Origin of the sequence: uncultured Piscinibacter sp. (genome assembly GCF_937952055.1) — a bacterium.
Classification (GTDB): domain Bacteria; phylum Pseudomonadota; class Gammaproteobacteria; order Burkholderiales; family Burkholderiaceae_C; genus Piscinibacter.
In genome coordinates, this window is sequence record NZ_CALFYO010000025.1 from 140,541 (window position 1) to 157,489 (window position 16,949).

Annotated in this window: 13 protein-coding genes; 7 read left to right on the top strand and 6 right to left on the bottom strand. The window is 71.3% G+C overall.

Annotation, left to right across the window (positions count from 1 at the left end; genetic code table 11):
• Positions 1–226 precede the first annotated feature (226 nt).
• From Q0599_RS20765 to Q0599_RS20785, 5 genes are all read right to left on the bottom strand, one after another.
• Positions 227–2,422: a S8 family serine peptidase gene (locus Q0599_RS20765; RefSeq protein ID WP_298833813.1), complete on the bottom strand. Its 2,196-nt coding sequence runs from the start codon at positions 2,420–2,422 to the stop codon at positions 227–229.
• Between the two features lie 111 nt (positions 2,423–2,533).
• The gene (locus tag Q0599_RS20770) at positions 2,534–3,175 is read right to left on the bottom strand and encodes a response regulator transcription factor (protein ID WP_298833816.1); all 642 of its coding nucleotides are present in this window, start codon (positions 3,173–3,175) and stop codon (positions 2,534–2,536) included.
• A complete protein-coding gene (locus Q0599_RS20775; protein WP_298833820.1) occupies positions 3,172–4,272 on the bottom strand; it encodes a PAS domain-containing protein in 1,101 nt (366 codons plus the stop codon). Before Q0599_RS20775 ends, Q0599_RS20770 begins: the two co-directional genes overlap by 4 nt.
• 71 nt (positions 4,273–4,343) lie before the next feature.
• A complete protein-coding gene (locus Q0599_RS20780) occupies positions 4,344–5,618 on the bottom strand; it encodes a URC4/urg3 family protein (protein ID WP_298833823.1) in 1,275 nt (424 codons plus the stop codon).
• Positions 5,611–6,873: a GTP cyclohydrolase II gene (locus Q0599_RS20785; RefSeq protein ID WP_298833826.1), complete on the bottom strand. Its 1,263-nt coding sequence runs from the start codon at positions 6,871–6,873 to the stop codon at positions 5,611–5,613. Before Q0599_RS20785 ends, Q0599_RS20780 begins: the two co-directional genes overlap by 8 nt.
• A 90-nt stretch (positions 6,874–6,963) precedes the next feature.
• On the opposite strand from Q0599_RS20785, the gene cdd reads away from it, so the two are divergent.
• From cdd to deoC, 3 genes are read left to right on the top strand one after another with little or no spacing between them, the layout of a single operon-like run.
• Positions 6,964–7,386, top strand: coding sequence for a cytidine deaminase (gene cdd, locus Q0599_RS20790; RefSeq protein ID WP_298833829.1), 423 nt, complete (start codon positions 6,964–6,966; stop codon positions 7,384–7,386).
• Positions 7,383–8,204 (top strand): purine-nucleoside phosphorylase, encoded by an 822-nt coding sequence (locus tag Q0599_RS20795; protein WP_298833832.1) that lies wholly within the window; start codon positions 7,383–7,385, stop codon positions 8,202–8,204. Before cdd ends, Q0599_RS20795 begins: the two co-directional genes overlap by 4 nt.
• A gap of 58 nt (positions 8,205–8,262) precedes the next feature.
• Positions 8,263–9,030: a deoxyribose-phosphate aldolase gene (deoC, locus tag Q0599_RS20800; RefSeq protein WP_298833836.1), complete on the top strand. Its 768-nt coding sequence runs from the start codon at positions 8,263–8,265 to the stop codon at positions 9,028–9,030.
• 1 nt (position 9,031) lies between these two features.
• Here deoC and Q0599_RS20805 read toward each other — a convergent pair whose 3' ends face one another.
• The gene (locus Q0599_RS20805; protein ID WP_298833838.1) at positions 9,032–9,748 is read right to left on the bottom strand and encodes a glutathione S-transferase N-terminal domain-containing protein; all 717 of its coding nucleotides are present in this window, start codon (positions 9,746–9,748) and stop codon (positions 9,032–9,034) included.
• A gap of 287 nt (positions 9,749–10,035) precedes the next feature.
• On the opposite strand from Q0599_RS20805, the gene deoA reads away from it, so the two are divergent.
• The 4 genes from deoA (at position 10,036) to Q0599_RS20825 (ending at position 16,949) form a co-directional block, all read left to right on the top strand.
• A complete protein-coding gene (deoA, locus tag Q0599_RS20810) occupies positions 10,036–11,373 on the top strand; it encodes a thymidine phosphorylase (RefSeq protein ID WP_298834108.1) in 1,338 nt (445 codons plus the stop codon).
• A gap of 74 nt (positions 11,374–11,447) precedes the next feature.
• Positions 11,448–12,830 carry an adenylosuccinate lyase gene (purB, locus tag Q0599_RS20815; protein ID WP_298833841.1) on the top strand — a complete coding sequence of 461 codons (1,383 nt, stop codon included), beginning with the start codon at positions 11,448–11,450 and terminating at the stop codon, positions 12,828–12,830.
• A gap of 5 nt (positions 12,831–12,835) precedes the next feature.
• Positions 12,836–13,675, top strand: coding sequence for an orotidine-5'-phosphate decarboxylase (pyrF, locus tag Q0599_RS20820; RefSeq protein ID WP_298834111.1), 840 nt, complete (start codon positions 12,836–12,838; stop codon positions 13,673–13,675).
• Between the two features lie 70 nt (positions 13,676–13,745).
• On the top strand, positions 13,746–16,949 hold the full coding sequence (locus Q0599_RS20825; protein ID WP_298833844.1) for a PAS domain S-box protein: 3,204 nt from the start codon (positions 13,746–13,748) through the stop codon (positions 16,947–16,949).

A 16,949-nucleotide genomic window follows, 5' to 3' on the forward strand; every position in this document is an offset into this window, starting at 1 on the left:
GTCTTGGCATGGTTGGATGCTAGGAACGAGAGGCCCACCGCAACATCGGGGCCAGCGGGATTCGCCTGTAGGGCTGGCCCTACAGGCGCGACGCGATGGCCGGGTCAGCGCGTCGGCACGCCGCGCACCCCGGCCCGGCGTCGCTCACGTGGCGAAGCGGCCGCAGGCTTCAAGACGGTGCGAGGTGCACCCTCCGATCGCCCTGCGGCGGCCGCTTCCGTCCGGCTCACTTCATCAGCGTGAACAGCACCGCGTGGCCGACCGGGCTGCCGCCTTCGCTCAGCTCGAGCTGCGCCTGCTGGTGGCCGCCGGCCCCCACGGCGGCCTGCATGGTCACGCTGACGGTGGTCGACGCCCCCGCATCCAGCGCGATCGCCGACGGGCTCACGCTGTAGGTCACGCCGGCCGGCTGCGCGCCGATGGCCAGCGTGAGGCTCTTCGCCACTCCGCTCAGGTTGGTGATGGTGAGGCTCAGCGTGCGGCTCTGTCCGCTGCCCGACGGCACCGCACCGAAGGACAGGCTCACCGGATCGAGCGAGACCGTCGCGCCCGTCGCGGCCAGCAGGTTCTCCAGTCCGGCGCCGACGATGTTGACGTCGGACACCGGGTTGGCTCGCGCGAAGTCCTTCAGCACGCCTCGCGAGGCGGTGTTGACGATGGCGGAGCGCACCTCCGCGGCCGACCAGTCCGGGTGCTGCTGGCGCAGCACCGCTGCCGAGCCGGCCAGGTGCGGCGCGGCCATCGAGGTGCCGCTGAGCAGCGCGAAGCAGGGGGCGCCTCCGCACAGGTAGGTCGGGATCGACGACAGCACGTTCACCCCCGGCGCCACGACATCGGGCTTGACGCGGAAGTCCACGTCGGTCGGCCCCTGGCTGCTGAAGCCGGCCATGATGTTGGCGTTGGTCGACAGGACGTAGGCGAGCGAGCTCCCGATGGTGGCCCCGGCGCCCCCCAGGCCGCGCAGCGTCTGCCCGTCGGCCAGGCCGACCATGTAGGCCGGCACCGTCGGCTGGTTGGCCGTGCCGTCGGCGGCCATCGCGGTAGGGTCTCCGGCCACGTTGTTGGCCACCAGCACCGCCACGGCGCCGGCGGCCTGCGCATTGCGGATCTTGGTCGAGAAGGTGCAGGCACCCCGCGAGACGAGCGCGACCGTGCCGGTCAGCGAACCCGCCGGCAGCGCCGCACAGGCGTTGTTCAGGCCGTTGACCGTGCCCGCCACCACGGCCAGCGGTGCCGTGAGGTCGCTCGAGACGATCGCGAAGTCGCCGCTGGCCGCGCCGAAGACCGAGCCTGCGACCGAGACCGGGGCACCGATGAAGTGCGGCACGGTCGAGGCGCCGGCCGTCAAGCCGCGCGCCGCCATGCCCGGCGAGCCGACCGTGAAATAGCCCGGCCCCTCGTTGCCGTTGGAGATCGTCACCACCATGTTGGCGCGGTCGAGGTTGTCGACGGCCACGGTGAGCAGATCCTGGATGCCCTGGCTGCCGCCGCCCAGGCTCATGTTGGCCACGTCCATGCCGTCGGCGTAGGCCGACTCGAGCGCATTCAGGATGTCTTCGGAGCGCGCGTTGTCCACGGTGCCCGGGAAGACGTTGTAGTTGCCCAGCAGCGCACGCGGTGCCACGCCGGACATGGCGTAGGGAATGGCGACGCCGTTGACGCTGGCCGGGGTCTGGTGGTTGCAGGCCACCGTGCCGGCGACGTGCGTGCCATGTTCACCGACCGCCTTGGCGTCGAAGCCGTTCTGGTTCACCTTGTTGTTGAACACGCGCGCGGCGATCACCTTGTTGTTCGTGTACCGCCGGTCGCCGAACTGTGTATGCGCCGGGTAGCCGGTGTCGGCGAAGCAGGGGTGGGTCGCATCGACGCCGGAATCGACGATCGCCACCTTCACGCCGGCGCCGGCGCCGGGCGCACCGCCCGCCTGCGCCCAGGCCTGCTCGGCATTGATCAGCGCCAGGTCGGGGTCGGTCGCCGCCGGGAAGTACAGCCCGGCGTACTGCGCCGACCGCACCATCGAGGTCGCCGAGACCTGCTCGAGCGTGGCGCCGTTGAGCTTGACCGACACGGCATTCAGCGCAATGTCGAACTCGCCGGTGACGCTCGCCTGCGGCGCGTTGGTGCGCAGCCAGGCCTTGTAGTCGTTGCGCGCCTTCGACAGCAGTGCGCGGTAGGACTTCACCGTGCTGCTGGAGAAGTCGATCTTCTTGCCCTTGGCGGGCTGGGTGCGCGCGTAGGTCGACAGCGGATCGGCGGTCAGCTGCACGAGGGCGTAGCCGGTGTCGAGCGTCGCGCGCGCCGTGCTGGCGCCGCCGTCGGGCGCGGCCAGCGCGGGCGCGCAGGCCAGCGCCGCGCCGAGCGCGACCGCGCCCAGCGAGAGGATCGAACGGGGGCGGAGACGGCTCGGCAGAGGTCGATTCATGGTGTTCCTTGGGTGCGTGCCGCGGTGGGCGGCGACCGAAGGGCCAGTATGGTTCAACCGCCCATTTGTTCACAGGGGGCGCGGCCCCAGGAGCCCCCCAGGACGCGTGGGTCAGGGCTGGAGCAGTTCCTGGCGCACGGCGTACAGCGCCAGCTCGACGTCGTTGCGCACGCCCGTCTTTTCGAGGATACGCGCGCGGTAAGTGCTCACCGTGTTGGGTGCGAGCACGAGTTGCTCAGCGATCTCGCCGACGCTGCGGCCCTCGGCGAGCAAGCGGAACACCTGGTATTCGCGGTGCGACAGCCGCTCGTGCAGCGGCGCATCGTCGGCGCGGCCCGCACCCACTGCACCGGCGAGCTGTTCCGCCACGTGCGGCGTGATGAACAGCCGCCCGGCCGCGACACGGCGGATCGCCTCGCACATCTGCTCGGCGTCGGCGCTCTTGTTGAGGTAGCCGGCGGCGCCGAGCTTGAGGCTGCGCACCGCGTACTGGCGGTCCGGGTAGGTGGAGAGCATCAGCACCGGCAGCTTGGGGAACTCGGCCTTCAGCTGCTTGAGCACGTCCAGCCCGTCGCGTTGCGGCATGGCGATGTCCAGCAGCACGACGTCGATGCCCCCGGCGCGAACCGATGCGATCGCCTCCGGACCGCTGGCCGCCTCGCCGGCCAGCGCGAGGTCGCTGGCATCGGCAAGGATCTGCTTGATGCCCTGGCGGACGATCTGGTGGTCGTCGCAGACCAGAACCCGGATCACGACGACCCCTCCAGCAACGGCATGACCAGCCGAACTCGCGTGCCCAGCCCCGGCGCGCTGTCGATCGTCAGCCGTCCGCCGAACTGCGCCGCGCGCTCGCGCATGCCCATCACGCCGTAGCTGCGCGGATCGTCGAGCGACTGCGGCGCGGCGCCGACGCCGTCGTCGCGCACATCGAGGTACAGCACCGGCTGCGGCGGATCGTCCACCACGATGCGGATCTGCACGCGGCGCGCCCGGGCATGCCGCGCGACGTTGGACAGCACCTCCTGGAAGATGCGGAACACCGCGATGGCCTGCGGACCTTGCGGCGGCGGCACGCCGGCAGCCACGTGCAGCTGCAGGTCGCTGTCGAGTTCGGCGCTGTCGACGAACTCCTGCGCCTGCCATTCCAGCGCCGCCCACAGGCCCTGGTGGTCGAGGATGCTCGGGCGCAGGTCGGTGATGATGCGGCCGACGTTGTCGACCGCGGTGTCGATCATGCGGCCCATGCCCTGGCACTTGGCGCCGAGCTCGGGGCGGTCGGCGACGCGCTTGGCCAGCCAGTGCACGTCCATCCTCAGCGCGACGAGCAGCGAGCCCAGCTCGTCGTGGATCTCGCGCGCGATGCGCGTTCGCTCCGCCTCGCGCACCGATTCCTGGTGCCGCCCCAGTTCCCGCACGCGCGAGAGTTCCTGCGCGCGACGGCGTGCACTGATGTCGGAGAAGGTGACCACCGCGCCCTGCACCACGCCGTGCTCGACGATCGGGTGGCTGGAGTACTCGGCGTAGAAGGCCGAGCCGTCGGCACGCCACAGCACCTCGTCGTCGATGCGGCAGGGCAGACCGCGCCGGAAGGCGTTGAAGATCGGGCAGTCGCACTCGGGGTAGTGGCGGCCGTCGGCATGGGTGTGGTGGATCAGCTCGTGCATGTTGCGGCCGAGGATCCGCTCGGCCGGCCAGCCGAGCTGCTGCGCGGCGCTGCGGTTGACGAACACGCAGCAGCCGGCCATGTCGATGCCGAAGATGCCCTCGCCGGTGGATTCGAGCAGCAACGCGAGGCGGTCGCGCCAGACGTCGGCGACGCGGCCCTGTTCGGGGGCGGTGGTGTGGGCCATGGTGGCCAGGTTGGTGCAATCGGCGTGCCCAGCCGCATGCACCACGGCGATGCACGGCGCACCTCGCCGGCTCAGAACACGGTGCCGTCGCTGGCGATCGTCACCGGCGGCGTGCCCCCAGGCCGGCGCTCGGCCGCCATCTGCCGCCCTGCCGCCCAGCTGCCGCCTTCGAGGATGCAGGCCAGCGGCAGCCCGGGCACACCGAGCGCCGCACGCACGCGCGGCGCGAGTTCGTCGAGCAGCGCCACGGTGAGCGCGCGCCACTCGATCACCCAGGTCTCCGACGGCAGGCGCGGGCGCGCCGCGAAGGCGGCGTCGCGCGGCACGATCACGCCCGCGTCGAGCAGCAGTCCGCCGTTGCGGTACTCGGGCAGGCCGGTCAGCGCGTCCTGGCCCTCGACGGCGACGCCGGCCCATTCGAAGGGCTCGATCAGCGAGTAGCCGAGCCACTGGGTGAGCTTGTGCAACGGCACCCAGCCGGCGCTCGCGCCCTCACCGCCGGCGGCAGGGTGCGGCCAGGCATCGCCCACCGGCACGCCCTGGAACAGCTGCCCGCTCGGCCAGATGGCGCTGAAGGCGTCGAGCAGCGCGCCGAGCAGGCGCGACGCCTGGACATGGTGCTGCCGTGGCGCAGGCTGCGGATGGTGGTGGTTCAGCCGCGGCGCGTGCGGGTGGTGCGTCAGCGCGTCGAACAGGTGGCCCGGCTGGCCGATCGACGTGAAGGTCTGCGGCTGCGCACGCAGCGCCTGCCCAAGGCGGTTCAGCAGCGCGGCACGGCCGTCCAGTCCAACCAGGGGGTTGTCGGCGCGCACCTGGAAGATCTCGGCCAGCGCCGCGGCGTCGAGCCTGAGCAGCGCGGCCGCGTCGACGCGGGTCGGATCGCCCGCGTCCGACGAGAAGCGCCCGGCCAGGAAGGCGCGGAAGCTCGCCACGCCCAGCCCCTCGCTGCGGCCGAAGTCCTGGCCGCTTTCCGCCTCGTGGAAGCGCCAGTCCGGCCCGGCGCCGGCGTCGAGCAGCACGCTGACCAGCGTGAGGTCGATGCGCGAGCGCGCCGCCGCGACGGCGCTGCGGCCGGCGAGCTTCGCGTCGAGTTCGCCCTTGCGATCGACGGCGCCGGCCTCGAAGTGGCGCCAGCGGCTGTGCACCGGGATCTTCAGGTCGGGGAAGCGCGCCCTCGTCAGCGCGGCGATGCGCTGCGCGACCTCGTCGAGCTTCGTGCGGTCGAGCGTGAAGTGCTCGGAGCGGCCGGCAGCGACGTGTGCGGTGATCGCGCCGCAGCGTGCGCGGATCGTCGCTGGGTCGCGCAGGGTGCGCACCGCGGCGTCGATCGCCTGCGACTCACTCAAGCGCGCGCCCCTTCACGCTCGCCAGCCTGGCTTCGTCGGGCACCGCACCGTCGGTGAAGTAGCCAGCGGCGATCTTCGCCTCGATCTCCACCTTGGCGTCGGCAGGCACCAGCGCGTCCGGGATCTTCACGCGCTCGCCGACCTCGATGCCGCTGCCGGTGATGGCGTCGTACTTGTCGTTGCTCATCGACACCAGCCGGTGGATCCTGCGGATGCCCAGCCAGTGCAGCACGTCGGGCATGAGCTCCTGGAAGCGCATGTCCTGCACGCCGGCGACGCATTCGGTGCGCAGGAAGTACTTGTCGGCGCGGTCGCCGCCCTCTTGGCGCTTGCGCGCGTTGTAGACGAGGAACTTGGTCACTTCGCCGAGCGCGCGGCCTTCCTTGCGGCTGTAGGCGATCAGGCCGACGCCGCCTTGCTGCGCGCCCTGGATGCACTCCTCGATCGCGTGGGTCAGGTAGGGCCGGCAGGTGCAGATGTCCGAGCCGAACACGTCCGAGCCGTTGCATTCGTCGTGCACGCGTGCGGTGAGCGTGACTTCAGGATTCGCCAGGTCACGCACGTCGCCGAACACGTACAGGGTCTGACCGCCGATCGGCGGCAGGAACACCTCGATGTCGCTGCGCGTGACAAGCTCGGGATACATGCCGCCGGTTTCCTCGAAGAGCGCGCGGCGCAGTTCCGCCTCGGACACCTTGAAGCGCCTGGCCACCCCGGGCAGCCACCACACCGGCTCGATGGCGATCTTGGTCACCGCGGCCGAGCTGTCCTCGAGCAGCACCTTGCCGTCCACCTGCAGGCGCTGGAAGGCCAGCGCCTGGCGGATCTCCGGCAGGTGGATGTGCGCCTTGGTGACGGCGATGGTCGGCCGGATGTCGTAACCCTGTTCGATGTAGTCGGCGAACGCGGTCTGCACCGAGGCGCCCCAGGGGTCCATGGAGACGATCTTCTCCGGCTCGCCCCACTGCTCGTAGGGGCCGATCGGATCGGTGGGCGCGGTATTGGTGAGGTCGGCGCGGTGGCCCTTGACGAGGTTGCCCGCAGCCACCGCCAAGGCGCGGTAGACGCCGTAGCTGCCGCTGTGCGTGCCGACGACGTTGCGCTGGCTGCGGTGCGTGGTGGTGCCGACGATGGGGCCCCGCTCCAGCGCATCGGCCGCGCCCCAGTGGATGGCCGGCGCACCGGTGCTGCCCTGCCCGGGGTGCGAGGTCAGGCGGATGTGGCGCGTGCCGGGGGCGGCGTTGTCTTGGGCCATGCGAGCGTGCCTGCGTTGCGTCGGGTGCAGCATAGCGCCGCCAGCGTCGTGCTGGCGCAGAATCGCGGCCCACGCTGACGGAACTTCGCCTTGGAATCGACGCCCGCCGAGCGGCTCCTGCCGCAACTCCTCGCAGCCGCGCAGGCCGCGCGCCAGCGCGCCTACGCGCCCTACTCGAACTTCGCCGTCGGCGCCGCGCTGCTCGACGAGCAAGGTCGCATCCATGCCGGCTGCAATGTCGAGAACGCCGCCTACCCCGAGGGCCTGTGCGCGGAGGCGGTGGCCCTCGGCCAGCTGGTGCTCGCCGGCGGCACGCGGGTGCTCGCGGCGCTGGTGGCGGGCGAGTCGGTCACACCGATCACGCCCTGCGGCGGCTGCCGGCAGAAGCTGCGCGAGTTCGCTGCCGGCAACGCACCGGTGTGGTCGGCGAACGGCCATGGCGTCGTCGCGCGACACACGCTCGGCGAGTTGCTGCCGGCGGGTTTCGGCCCCGACCATCTGGGGCCGCGGTGAGCACGCTCTCGCACGACGTGGTGGACCGCTGCGCCGCCCAGCTGCTGGCCAGCGGAAGGCGACCGAAGCTCGCCGTGCTGCTCGGCTCGGGCTGGGATCTGCTGGCGCAGCGGGTGAAGGCACCGCTGCGACTGGCGTACGCGAACCTGCCCGGTTTCCCGGCGATGGGCATCGAGGGCCACGCCGGCCAGGTGCTGATGGGCCGCATCGGCGCGCACGAAGTCGCCGTGCTGTGCGGCCGGCGCCACGCCTACGAGGGCGGCGACGCCGCGGCGATGAAGGGCGCGATCGATGCCCTGGCCGCCTGCGGCGTCGAGGTGCTGGTGCAGACCAACGCCGCGGGCAGTCTGGACGCCGCCATGCGTCCCGGCGAGCTGATGATGATCGCTGACCACCTCAACCTGGTGCAGCGCTCGCCGCTGCTCGGCGAGACCGGTGCGAAGCGCTTCGTCGACCTGCGCGACGCCTACGACCCCGACCTGCGCGCCCAGGCGCGCGCCGTCGCGGTGCGGCACGGCAGCGCGCTGCACGAAGGCGTCTACGCCTGGATGATGGGTCCGCAGTTCGAGACGCCGGCCGAGATCCGCATGCTGCAACGCCTGGGCGCGCAGGCGGTGGGCATGAGCACGGTGCCGGAGACCATCATCGCGCGGCATGCCGGCATGCGCGTGCTGGCCTTGTCGATGTTCACCAACATGGGTTGCGGACTGCAGGCCGAGCCGCTGAGCCACGCCAGCACGCTGGGCGTGGCCCAGTCTGCCGCGCCGGCGGCGGTGGCGCTGCTCGAGGCGGTGATCGCCGCGCTGGAGCTGCGATGAGCGCGCCGGGCCGCTCCCAAGCGCTCTTCCCGGAGCGCACAGCGCGCAGGGTCGTAGAGTGAGTCGCACGCCGCAGCAGGCGGCCCGCCTGGCGCTCGCCTGCCTGGACCTCACCAGCCTGAACGATGCCGACGGCGAGGCCGACATCGTGCGGCTGGCCAAGCGTGCCGCGGCGGCGCCGGGCCATGTGGCGGCGCTGTGCGTCTGGCCGCGCCTGGCGCGCACCGCCCGCGTGCATGCGCCGCCCGGCGTGGCGGTCGCCGCGGTGGCCAATTTCCCCGACGGCAGCCTCGACGTGGCACGGGCGCTGCGCGACACCGGCGAGATCGTCGATGCGGGCGCGCAGGAGGTCGATCTCGTGCTGCCCTGGCGTGCCTTGCGGGCCGGTGACGAAGCCGCCTGCGCGGCGCTGTTGCGCGCCATGCGGCGCGCCAGCGAAGGGCTGCTGCTGAAGGTGATCCTGGAGAGCGGCGAACTGAAGACGCCGGCGCTGATTGAACGCGCTTCGCGCCTCGCGCTGTCCGAGGGGGCCGACTTCCTCAAGACCAGCACCGGCAAGACCCCACTGGGCGCGACCCCCGAAGCGGCGCGCACGATGCTCGAGACCATCGCTGCCGACGCGGGCGCAGCCGCGCGCGTCGGCTTCAAGGCCTCGGGCGGCGTGCGCAGCGTCGCCGACGCCGCGGTCTATCTCGACCTCGTCGAGGACGTTCTCGGTGCGTCGGCATTGAGCCCGCAGCGCTTTCGCCTCGGCGCGAGCGCGCTGCTCGGCGACATCGAGGCAGTGCTTGCCGGACGCGCGCCGGGCGCGTCGACCGGCTACTGACTCAGGCCGGCGCCGTCTTCCGCGCCGGGATCGCCAGGCCGCGCTGCACCGCCGGCCGCGCGAGGAAGGCCTTCAGCACGCGCTGCACGTTGGCGAAGTCGGCAAAGCCGACCAGGTCGCCGGCGCCGTAGAAGCCGACCAGGTTGTTCACCCAGGGCCAGGTGGCGATGTCGGCGATGCCGTACTCGCTGCCCATGATCCACTCGCGGCCTTCGAGGCGCCGGTCGAGCACGCCGAGCAGACGGCGTGACTCGGCCACGTAGCGGTCGCGCGGGCGCTTGTCCTCGTAGTCCTTGCCGGCGAACTTGTGGAAGAAGCCGAGTTGGCCGATCGTCGGCCCGACGCCGCCCATCTGGAACATCAGCCACTGCAGGGTCTCGTAGCGCGTCGCCGGGTCGGCACCGAGGAAGCGCCCGGTCTTCTCGGCCAGGTAGATCAGGATCGCGCCGGACTCGAACAGCGCCAGCGGCTTGTCGCCGGGGCCGTGCGGGTCGAGGATGGCCGGAATCTTGTTGTTCGGGTTGAGCGAGAGGAACTCGCTCGACAGCTGGTCCTTGGTGTCGAAGCTGACCAGATGTGGCTCGTAGGGCAGGCCCAGTTCCTCCAGCAGGATCGACACCTTCACGCCGTTCGGCGTCGGCAGCGAGTAGAGCTGCAGGATGTCGGGATGCCGGGCGGGCCACTTGCGGGTGACGAGGAAGCGGGACAGGTCGGTCATGGTCGAGACGGGGTTCGGGTCCCGGCATTCTGCGCAAGCTCCGGCCTGCCCTGGCCGCCAAGGTCATTGCGTCCGCGGGCCAGAATACCGGTGTGTCCGCCCACCGACTGCCCAGACCCGGGGGAGACAAGTTCGGCGCCATTCGTGAGAATGGTTCAAATGCACAGACGGGCGTCATGCATTCAGGTGTGCCGACCGGGCGATCGCGCCATGACGACACGCCCTCGCCAGCTGCCCGCGACTGCAGCCGGCGCCTGAACCGAGAAGAACCGAGAACCCGCTTGCCGATGCTTCCGCAGGAGATCATCCGCCGCAAGGGCCACGCCCAGGCGCTGGACGCCGCCGAGATCCAGGACTTCGTGCGCGGACTGGTCGACCGCTCATGGAGCGAGGGCCAGATCGCCGCCTTCGCGATGGCGGTCTGCCTGCGCGGCATGACACGCGACGAGTGTGTGGCGCTCACGCAGGCGATGACGGACTCGGGCGACCGGCTCGACTGGTCGCGGGCCGGCCTGCACGGCCCGGTGCTCGACAAGCATTCCACCGGCGGCGTGGGCGACAAGGTGAGCCTGGTGCTCGCCCCCATCGTCGCCGCCTGCGGCGGCGTCGTGCCGATGGTGTCCGGCCGCGGCCTCGGCCACACCGGCGGCACGCTCGACAAGCTGCAGTCACTGCCGGGCTACGAGGTGGCGCCGCGACGCGCGCGGCTGGTGCGCGTGCTGCGCGAGGCCGGCTGCGCGATCGTCGGCGCCAGTGCGCGCATCGCGCCGGCCGACCGCCGGCTCTACGCGATCCGCGACGTCACCGCGACGGTGGAGTCGGTGCCGCTGATCACCGCCAGCATCCTGTCGAAGAAGCTCGCCGCCGGGCTGGACGCGCTGGTGATGGACGTGAAGCTGGGCAACGGCGCCTTCTGCACCGACGCCGGCACGGCCGACACGCTGGCACGCAGCCTGGTCGAGGTCGCCGTGGGCGCGGGCCTGCCGACGCAGGCGCTGGTGACCGACATGAATCAGGTGCTCGGCAGCACCGCCGGCAACGCGGTGGAGGTGCGCGAGGCGATCGACTTCCTCACCGGCGCGGCACGCCAGCCGCGCCTGCTCGCGCTGACGCTGGCGCTGGCCGGCCGCATGCTGTGGCTGGGGGGCCTGGCCTCCTCACCCGCCAAGGGCGAGCAGCAGGCGCTGCGTGCGCTCGACGATGGCAGTGCGGCCGAGCGCTTCGAGCGCATGGTCGCCGGGCTGGGCGGGCCGGCCAACGTGCTGGCCCGTGGTGGCGCGAGGCTGCCCGCCGCGCCGGTTCAGCGCATGCTGGTCGCGCCGCGCAGCGGCGTCCTCGCGGCGATGGACACGCGCCGCATCGGCCTGGTGATCGTGGCACTGGGCGGCGGTCGCCGCCGCGCCAGCGATCGCGTCGACCCACGCGTCGGCGTGACACGCGTGCTGCCGCTGGGCAGCAAGGTGCGCGCGGGCGACCCGCTGCTGCGCGTGCATGCCGCCAGCGCGGCCAGTGCCGATGCGGCGCTGCAAATGCTGGCCGAGGCGATCCAGATCGGCGACGGCCCGGCGCTTCCCAACCCGCCGGTGGTGCGAGGCGTGGTGGGGCGACCCGGGCGAAGCGGCTAACGCTCGCCTTCGAAGCACGCTGCCGTGATCGCCAGCGAGAAGGGGGCCCAGGACAGCCACCTAGAATTGGCGCCATGAGCCTGTCCGCCCTCACCGCCCTCTCGCCGCTCGACGGCCGCTATGCCGCCAAGGTGGCGCCGCTGCGCCCGCTGCTGTCCGAATACGGCCTGATGCACCGCCGCGTGCAGGTCGAAGTGGAATGGTTCATCGCGCTGTCGGACGCCGGCTTTGCCGAGTTCAAGCCGCTCTCGGAAGCTTCGCGCGGGATGCTGCGCAGCCTGGTGCTGCACTTCTCCGAGGCCGACGCGCAGGCGATCAAGGACATCGAGCGCACCACCAACCACGACGTGAAGGCGGTCGAGTACTGGCTGAAGAGCCGCTTCGAGAGCAGCGCCGAGCTGAGGGCGGCCAGCGAGTTCGTGCATTTCGCCTGCACCAGCGAGGACATCAACAACACCAGCCACGGCCTGATGCTGAAGGCGGCGCGAGACCAAGTCCTGCTGCCCGCGATCGACCGCATCTCTGCCAGGCTGGTGCAGATGGCGCACACTCTGGCCGACGTGCCGATGCTCAGCCGCACTCACGGCCAGACGGCCAGCCCGACCACCGTCGGCAAGGAGATCGCCAACGTCGTCGCCCGCCTCGCGCACGCGCGAAGCCGCATCGCCGAGGTCAGGCCGCTGGCGAAGATGAACGGCGCGGTGGGCAACTACAACGCCCACCTCGCCGCCTGGCCGGAGTTCGACTGGGAGGGCTTCAGCCGCCAGGTGGTCGAGCAGCAGCTCGGCCTGAGCTTCAATCCCTACACCATCCAGATCGAGCCGCACGACTGGATGGCCGAGTTGTTCGACGCCGTCACCCGCGCCAACACCATCCTGATCGACTGGTCGCGCGACGTCTGGGGCTACGTCAGCCTGGGCTACTTCAAGCAGCGCACCAAGGAAGGCGAGATCGGTTCGTCGACCATGCCGCACAAGGTCAACCCGATCGACTTCGAGAACGCCGAAGGCAACTTCGGCCTGGCCAGTGCCCTGCTCACCCACCTGTCGCAGAAGCTGCCGATCAGCCGCTGGCAGCGCGACCTGACCGACAGCACCGTGCTGCGCAACATGGGCGTGGCGCTGGGTTACGCCGTGCTCGGCTATGACTCGCTGCTGCGCGGGCTGGACAAGCTGGAGGTGAACCGCGAGGCACTCAACGGCGACCTCGACGCGGCGTGGGAGGTGCTCGCCGAGCCGATCCAGACGGTGATGCGCCGCCACGGCCTGCCCAATCCCTACGAGCGGCTGAAGGAATTGACGCGCGGCAAGACCATCACGCGCGAGACGATCGGCGCCTTCATCGACTCGCTGGAGTTGCCCGAGGCCGAGCGCGCGCGGCTGAAGGCGATGACCCCGGGTGGCTACACCGGTGCGGCCGCCGCGCTGGCGAAGCGGATGAAGGCCGAGGGCGCCTGATGGGCATGAAGTTCACCGACAAGCTCGCCGCCGCCGAACGCAGCAACGACTCGTTGCTGTGCGTCGGCCTGGACCCCGAGCCCTCCAGGTTTCCCGGCGCCTGGCAACACGACCCGTCGCGCATCTTCGACTTCTGCGCCACCATCGTCGACGCGACCAAGGACCTGGTGCTCGCCTACAAGCCGCAGGTGGCCTACTTCGCCGCGCAGCGCGCGGAAGACCAGCTCGAGCGGCTGATGGCGCACATCCGCAAGGTCGCACCCGACGTGCCGGTGATCCTCGACGCCAAGCGCGGCGACATCGGCAGCACTGCGGAGCAATACGCGCTCGAGGCCTTCGAACGCTACGGCGCCGACGCGGTGACGCTGTCGCCGTTCATGGGCTTCGATTCGGTCGAGCCCTGGCTGCGCTACGAGGACAAGGGCCTCTTCCTGCTGTGCCGCACCTCGAACCCCGGTGGCTCCGACCTGCAGGCGCAGCGCCTGGTCACCGGCGACCTGCTCTACGAGCACATCGCGCGGCTGGCCCAGGGTCCCTGGAACCGCAGCGGCCAGCTCGGGCTGGTGGTCGGCGCCACCTTCCCGGCCGAGATCGAGCGCGTGCGCGAACTCGCGCCCACGCTGCCGCTGCTCATCCCCGGGGTCGGCGCGCAGGGCGGCGACGCGGTCGCCACGGTGCGCGCCGGCTGGCGACAGCAGGCGGGGCGCACCACCGGTCCGGTGGTGGTGAATTCCTCGCGCGCCATCCTCTACGCCAGCCGCGGCAACGAATTCGCTGCGGCCGCGCGCGACAGCGCCTTGGCCACGCGTGCATCCTTGGCAGCCGGGCGCCATCCGAGTGATTAAACCTCCCCCTGTATAGGGGCATTCAGGGCAGACTACGCGGCGACCCTTCCCCGCTGGCGCCGCAGTCATCTTGAATCCGAACGTTCTGTCCGATCCGCGCCAGGATGCACGCGAGTTCGTGCGCCGCTCCCTGTTCGCCACCTTCGCAGTCGTCTTCGGCCTCAACGCGCTGCTGCTGGCCACCAACACCGTGCTGCCCGCGGGAGGCCGCGCACTTCTGCTGCTCGCCTCGTCGGCCCTGGGTGTGTTCAGCACGCTGGCCTGGCACTGGAAGCGTCTGCGCACGGAGCTGGCACTGGTGGTGACGTGCGGCGGCGGCATGGCGCTGATCGCGGTCGCGGCGGTCACACACGGCTGGGGCATGAACGGCCCGGTGATCGGCTTCCTGGCCGTGCTCAGCTTCCTCATGGGTGCCACGGTCAACGCGCGGCTGGGCATTGCCCTGGCGCTGACCGGCGCGGCCCTGCTGATCGCGTTGGGCTGGGCGGAACACGTCGGCTGGATCCGCGGCGCCGCGGCGCTGGCCGACATGCCGCTCGGGCGCCGACTCACCAACCTGCTCATCCTGCTCGGCGTGTCGCTCAGCGGCGGCCTGCTCGTGCATCGCGTCTTCGACCACTACCTCGGCGCCAGCCGCGACCGCGAGGCGCGCTTCCGGGGCCTGCTGGGCATCGCCGCGGACACCTACTGGGAGCTCGACGAGCACTTCACGCAGATGCACGTCTGGTATCGCGACAGGGACAACCGGTTCCTGCCCAGCGAACGCGTGCTGAAAGCGCCCTGGGACCAGCCCGAGTGGGAATTCGACCCGGGCGCCGACGAGGCGCACTACGCAGACCTGCGGGCACGCCGGCCGTTTCGCAACCTGCGCGCGCGTTGGCGCATGCCCGATGGCAGCCTTCGCCACGAGTTGATCAGCGGCGAGCCGCGCTTCGACGACGCCGGCCGCTTCCTTGGCTACTGGGGTGTGACGCGCAACGTCACCGCCGACGTCGACCTGCAGCAGGCCATGCGCGCCACCGAGCAGCGCTACCGCGAATTGTTCGAGCTGTCGCCGATGGCGCTGGTGATCCACCGCGACTGGCGCGTGCTGGACGCCAATGCGGCAGCGCTCCTCATGTTCGGCCATGCCGACCTCGAGGCGATGAAGCGTACCGACCTGCTGGCCACGCTCGGCCCGGCCGAGCAGGAGACGGCGCGCGCGCGGCTGGCCCACGTGCAATCGGGACAGCGCCTGCTGCCGATCACCTACCGGGCGACGATGTTCGACGGTCGGCGCCTGACGCTGCGCGTCTCCGGCACCTGCATCGAGCGCGATGGCCCGCCGACGGTGCTCTCGATCTACGACGACATCACCGGGCTGGTCGACGCGCAGGAGGCGCTGCGCCGCTCCGAGACCACGCTGTCGACACTGGTCACGACCAGCCCGGACATGATCACGCTGACCGAGGTCGCCACCGGCCGCTTCGTGATGGTCAACGAAACCTTCACGCGGTTGAGCGGCTTCACGCGCGAGGAGGCGATTGGCCGCACCTCGGTCGAGCTGCGTCTGTGGGGCGGGATGCCGAGCCGCGAGGAGTTCGTCCGGCGGCTGCGCGAGCGCGGCCGGCTGCAGGACGTGCCGGTGGAGTTTCTCGACAAGTGGGGAAGGCCGTTCACGCTGCTGCTCGCCGCGGCGCTGTTCGAGCTCGAGGGCCGGAGCTACATGGTGCTCAACGGCCGCGACGTCACCGAGTCCGAGCGTGCACGACTCGCCCACGAGGCAGTGTTGGAGAACGCCTCGCTGGGCATCGCCTTCACCCGCGAGGGACGTTTCGTGCAGGCCAACCCGGCGCTGGAGAAGATGCTCGGCTGGGAGCCCGGCACGCTGGTCGGCCAAAGCGGGCGAGCCGTCTGGGCCGGCGACGAGGAGTATGCCGAGATCGGCGCGCTGATCGGGCCGCCGCTGTCGCGCGGCGAGCCGGTGGAGTTCGTGCGCGAGCTGGCGCGCCGCGACGGCTCGATGTTCTGGTGCCGCATGCTCGCCAAGGCCGTCGACCCGACGCACCCGATGCACGGCGGCACCATCTGGATGGTCGAGGACATCACCGAGCGCCGCCGCACCGAGCAGGCGCTGGCCAAGGCGCGCGACGATGCCGAGGCGGCCAACCGGGCCAAGAGTGCCTTCCTGGCCAACACCAGCCACGAGATCCGCACGCCGCTGAACGGCCTGGTCGGCCTCGCGCGGCTGGCGCGCCGGCCCGACATCGACGAGCCGCGGCGGCATCAGTACCTCGAGCAGATCGCCGAGAGCGCCGAAACCCTCTCGGCGATCATCTCCGACGTGCTCGACCTGTCGAAGATCGAGGCCGGCAAGCTCGCCATTGAGCACCTCGCCTTCGACCTGCGCGCGCTGCTCGAGTCGCTGCGCCAGGTCTACGGCACGCTGGCCGACGCACGCGGCCTCGCGTTCGCCGTGCAGGTCGACCGCGTGCTGCCGCAGTGGGTGTGGGGCGACCCGGTGCGCGTGCGCCAGGTGCTCGGCAACTACCTCAACAATGCGCTGAAGTTCACCGCGCAGGGTACGGTGACGCTGCGCGCAGGGACGTGCGGCGACGGTCTGCTGCGCTTCGAGGTGTGCGACACCGGGCCCGGCATCTCGGCCGAGGTGCGCGCGCGGCTGTTCCGTCCCTTCACGCAGGCCGACCAGTCGACGACACGGCGCTTCGGCGGCAGCGGGCTCGGCCTGTCGATCTGCCGCGAACTGGCCTCTCTGATGGACGGCCGCGTCGGCGTGGACAGCGAGCCCGGCCAGGGCAGCTGCTTCTGGGCCGAGCTGCGCCTGCCCGCCACCGAGCCGCCGGCGCACGACTCCGGCTTCGGCGCGCTCGAGCCCTCGCCGCTGGCGGGCGCCCGCGTGCTGATGGTGGAGGACAACGCCGTGAACATGACGATCGCGGTGGCCATGCTCGAACAATGGGGCGTCGAGGTCGAGCAGGCCCTCGACGGCGCGCAGGCGATCGCCGCCGTCGAGCAGGCCGCCCGCGCGGGCCGGCCGCTGGACCTGGTGCTGATGGACGTGCAGATGCCGGTGATGAGCGGCTACGAGGCCACGCGCGCGCTGCGCGCGCTGCCGGCGGGGCGCACGCTGCCGGTCATCGCGCTGACCGCCGCGGCGCTGACCTCGGAACGCGAGCAGGCACTGGCCTGCGGCATGAACGGCTTCCTCACCAAACCGATCGACGCGCAGAAACTGCACGACACGCTGTTGGCCGCGCTGGCGCGCCCGTCGTAA

Coding starts and splice junctions, on each gene's coding strand:
- Q0599_RS20765 (WP_298833813.1), bottom strand. CDS start 2,422: ATGAATCGACCTCTGCCGAGCCGTCTCCGCCCCCGTTCGATCCTCTCG.
- Q0599_RS20775 (WP_298833820.1), bottom strand. CDS start 4,272: ATGGCCCACACCACCGCCCCCGAACAGGGCCGCGTCGCCGACGTCTGG.
- Q0599_RS20785 (WP_298833826.1), bottom strand. CDS start 6,873: ATGGCCCAAGACAACGCCGCCCCCGGCACGCGCCACATCCGCCTGACC.
- Q0599_RS20805 (WP_298833838.1), bottom strand. CDS start 9,748: ATGACCGACCTGTCCCGCTTCCTCGTCACCCGCAAGTGGCCCGCCCGG.
- deoA (WP_298834108.1), top strand. CDS start 10,036: ATGCTTCCGCAGGAGATCATCCGCCGCAAGGGCCACGCCCAGGCGCTG.
- purB (WP_298833841.1), top strand. CDS start 11,448: ATGAGCCTGTCCGCCCTCACCGCCCTCTCGCCGCTCGACGGCCGCTAT.
- pyrF (WP_298834111.1), top strand. CDS start 12,836: ATGAAGTTCACCGACAAGCTCGCCGCCGCCGAACGCAGCAACGACTCG.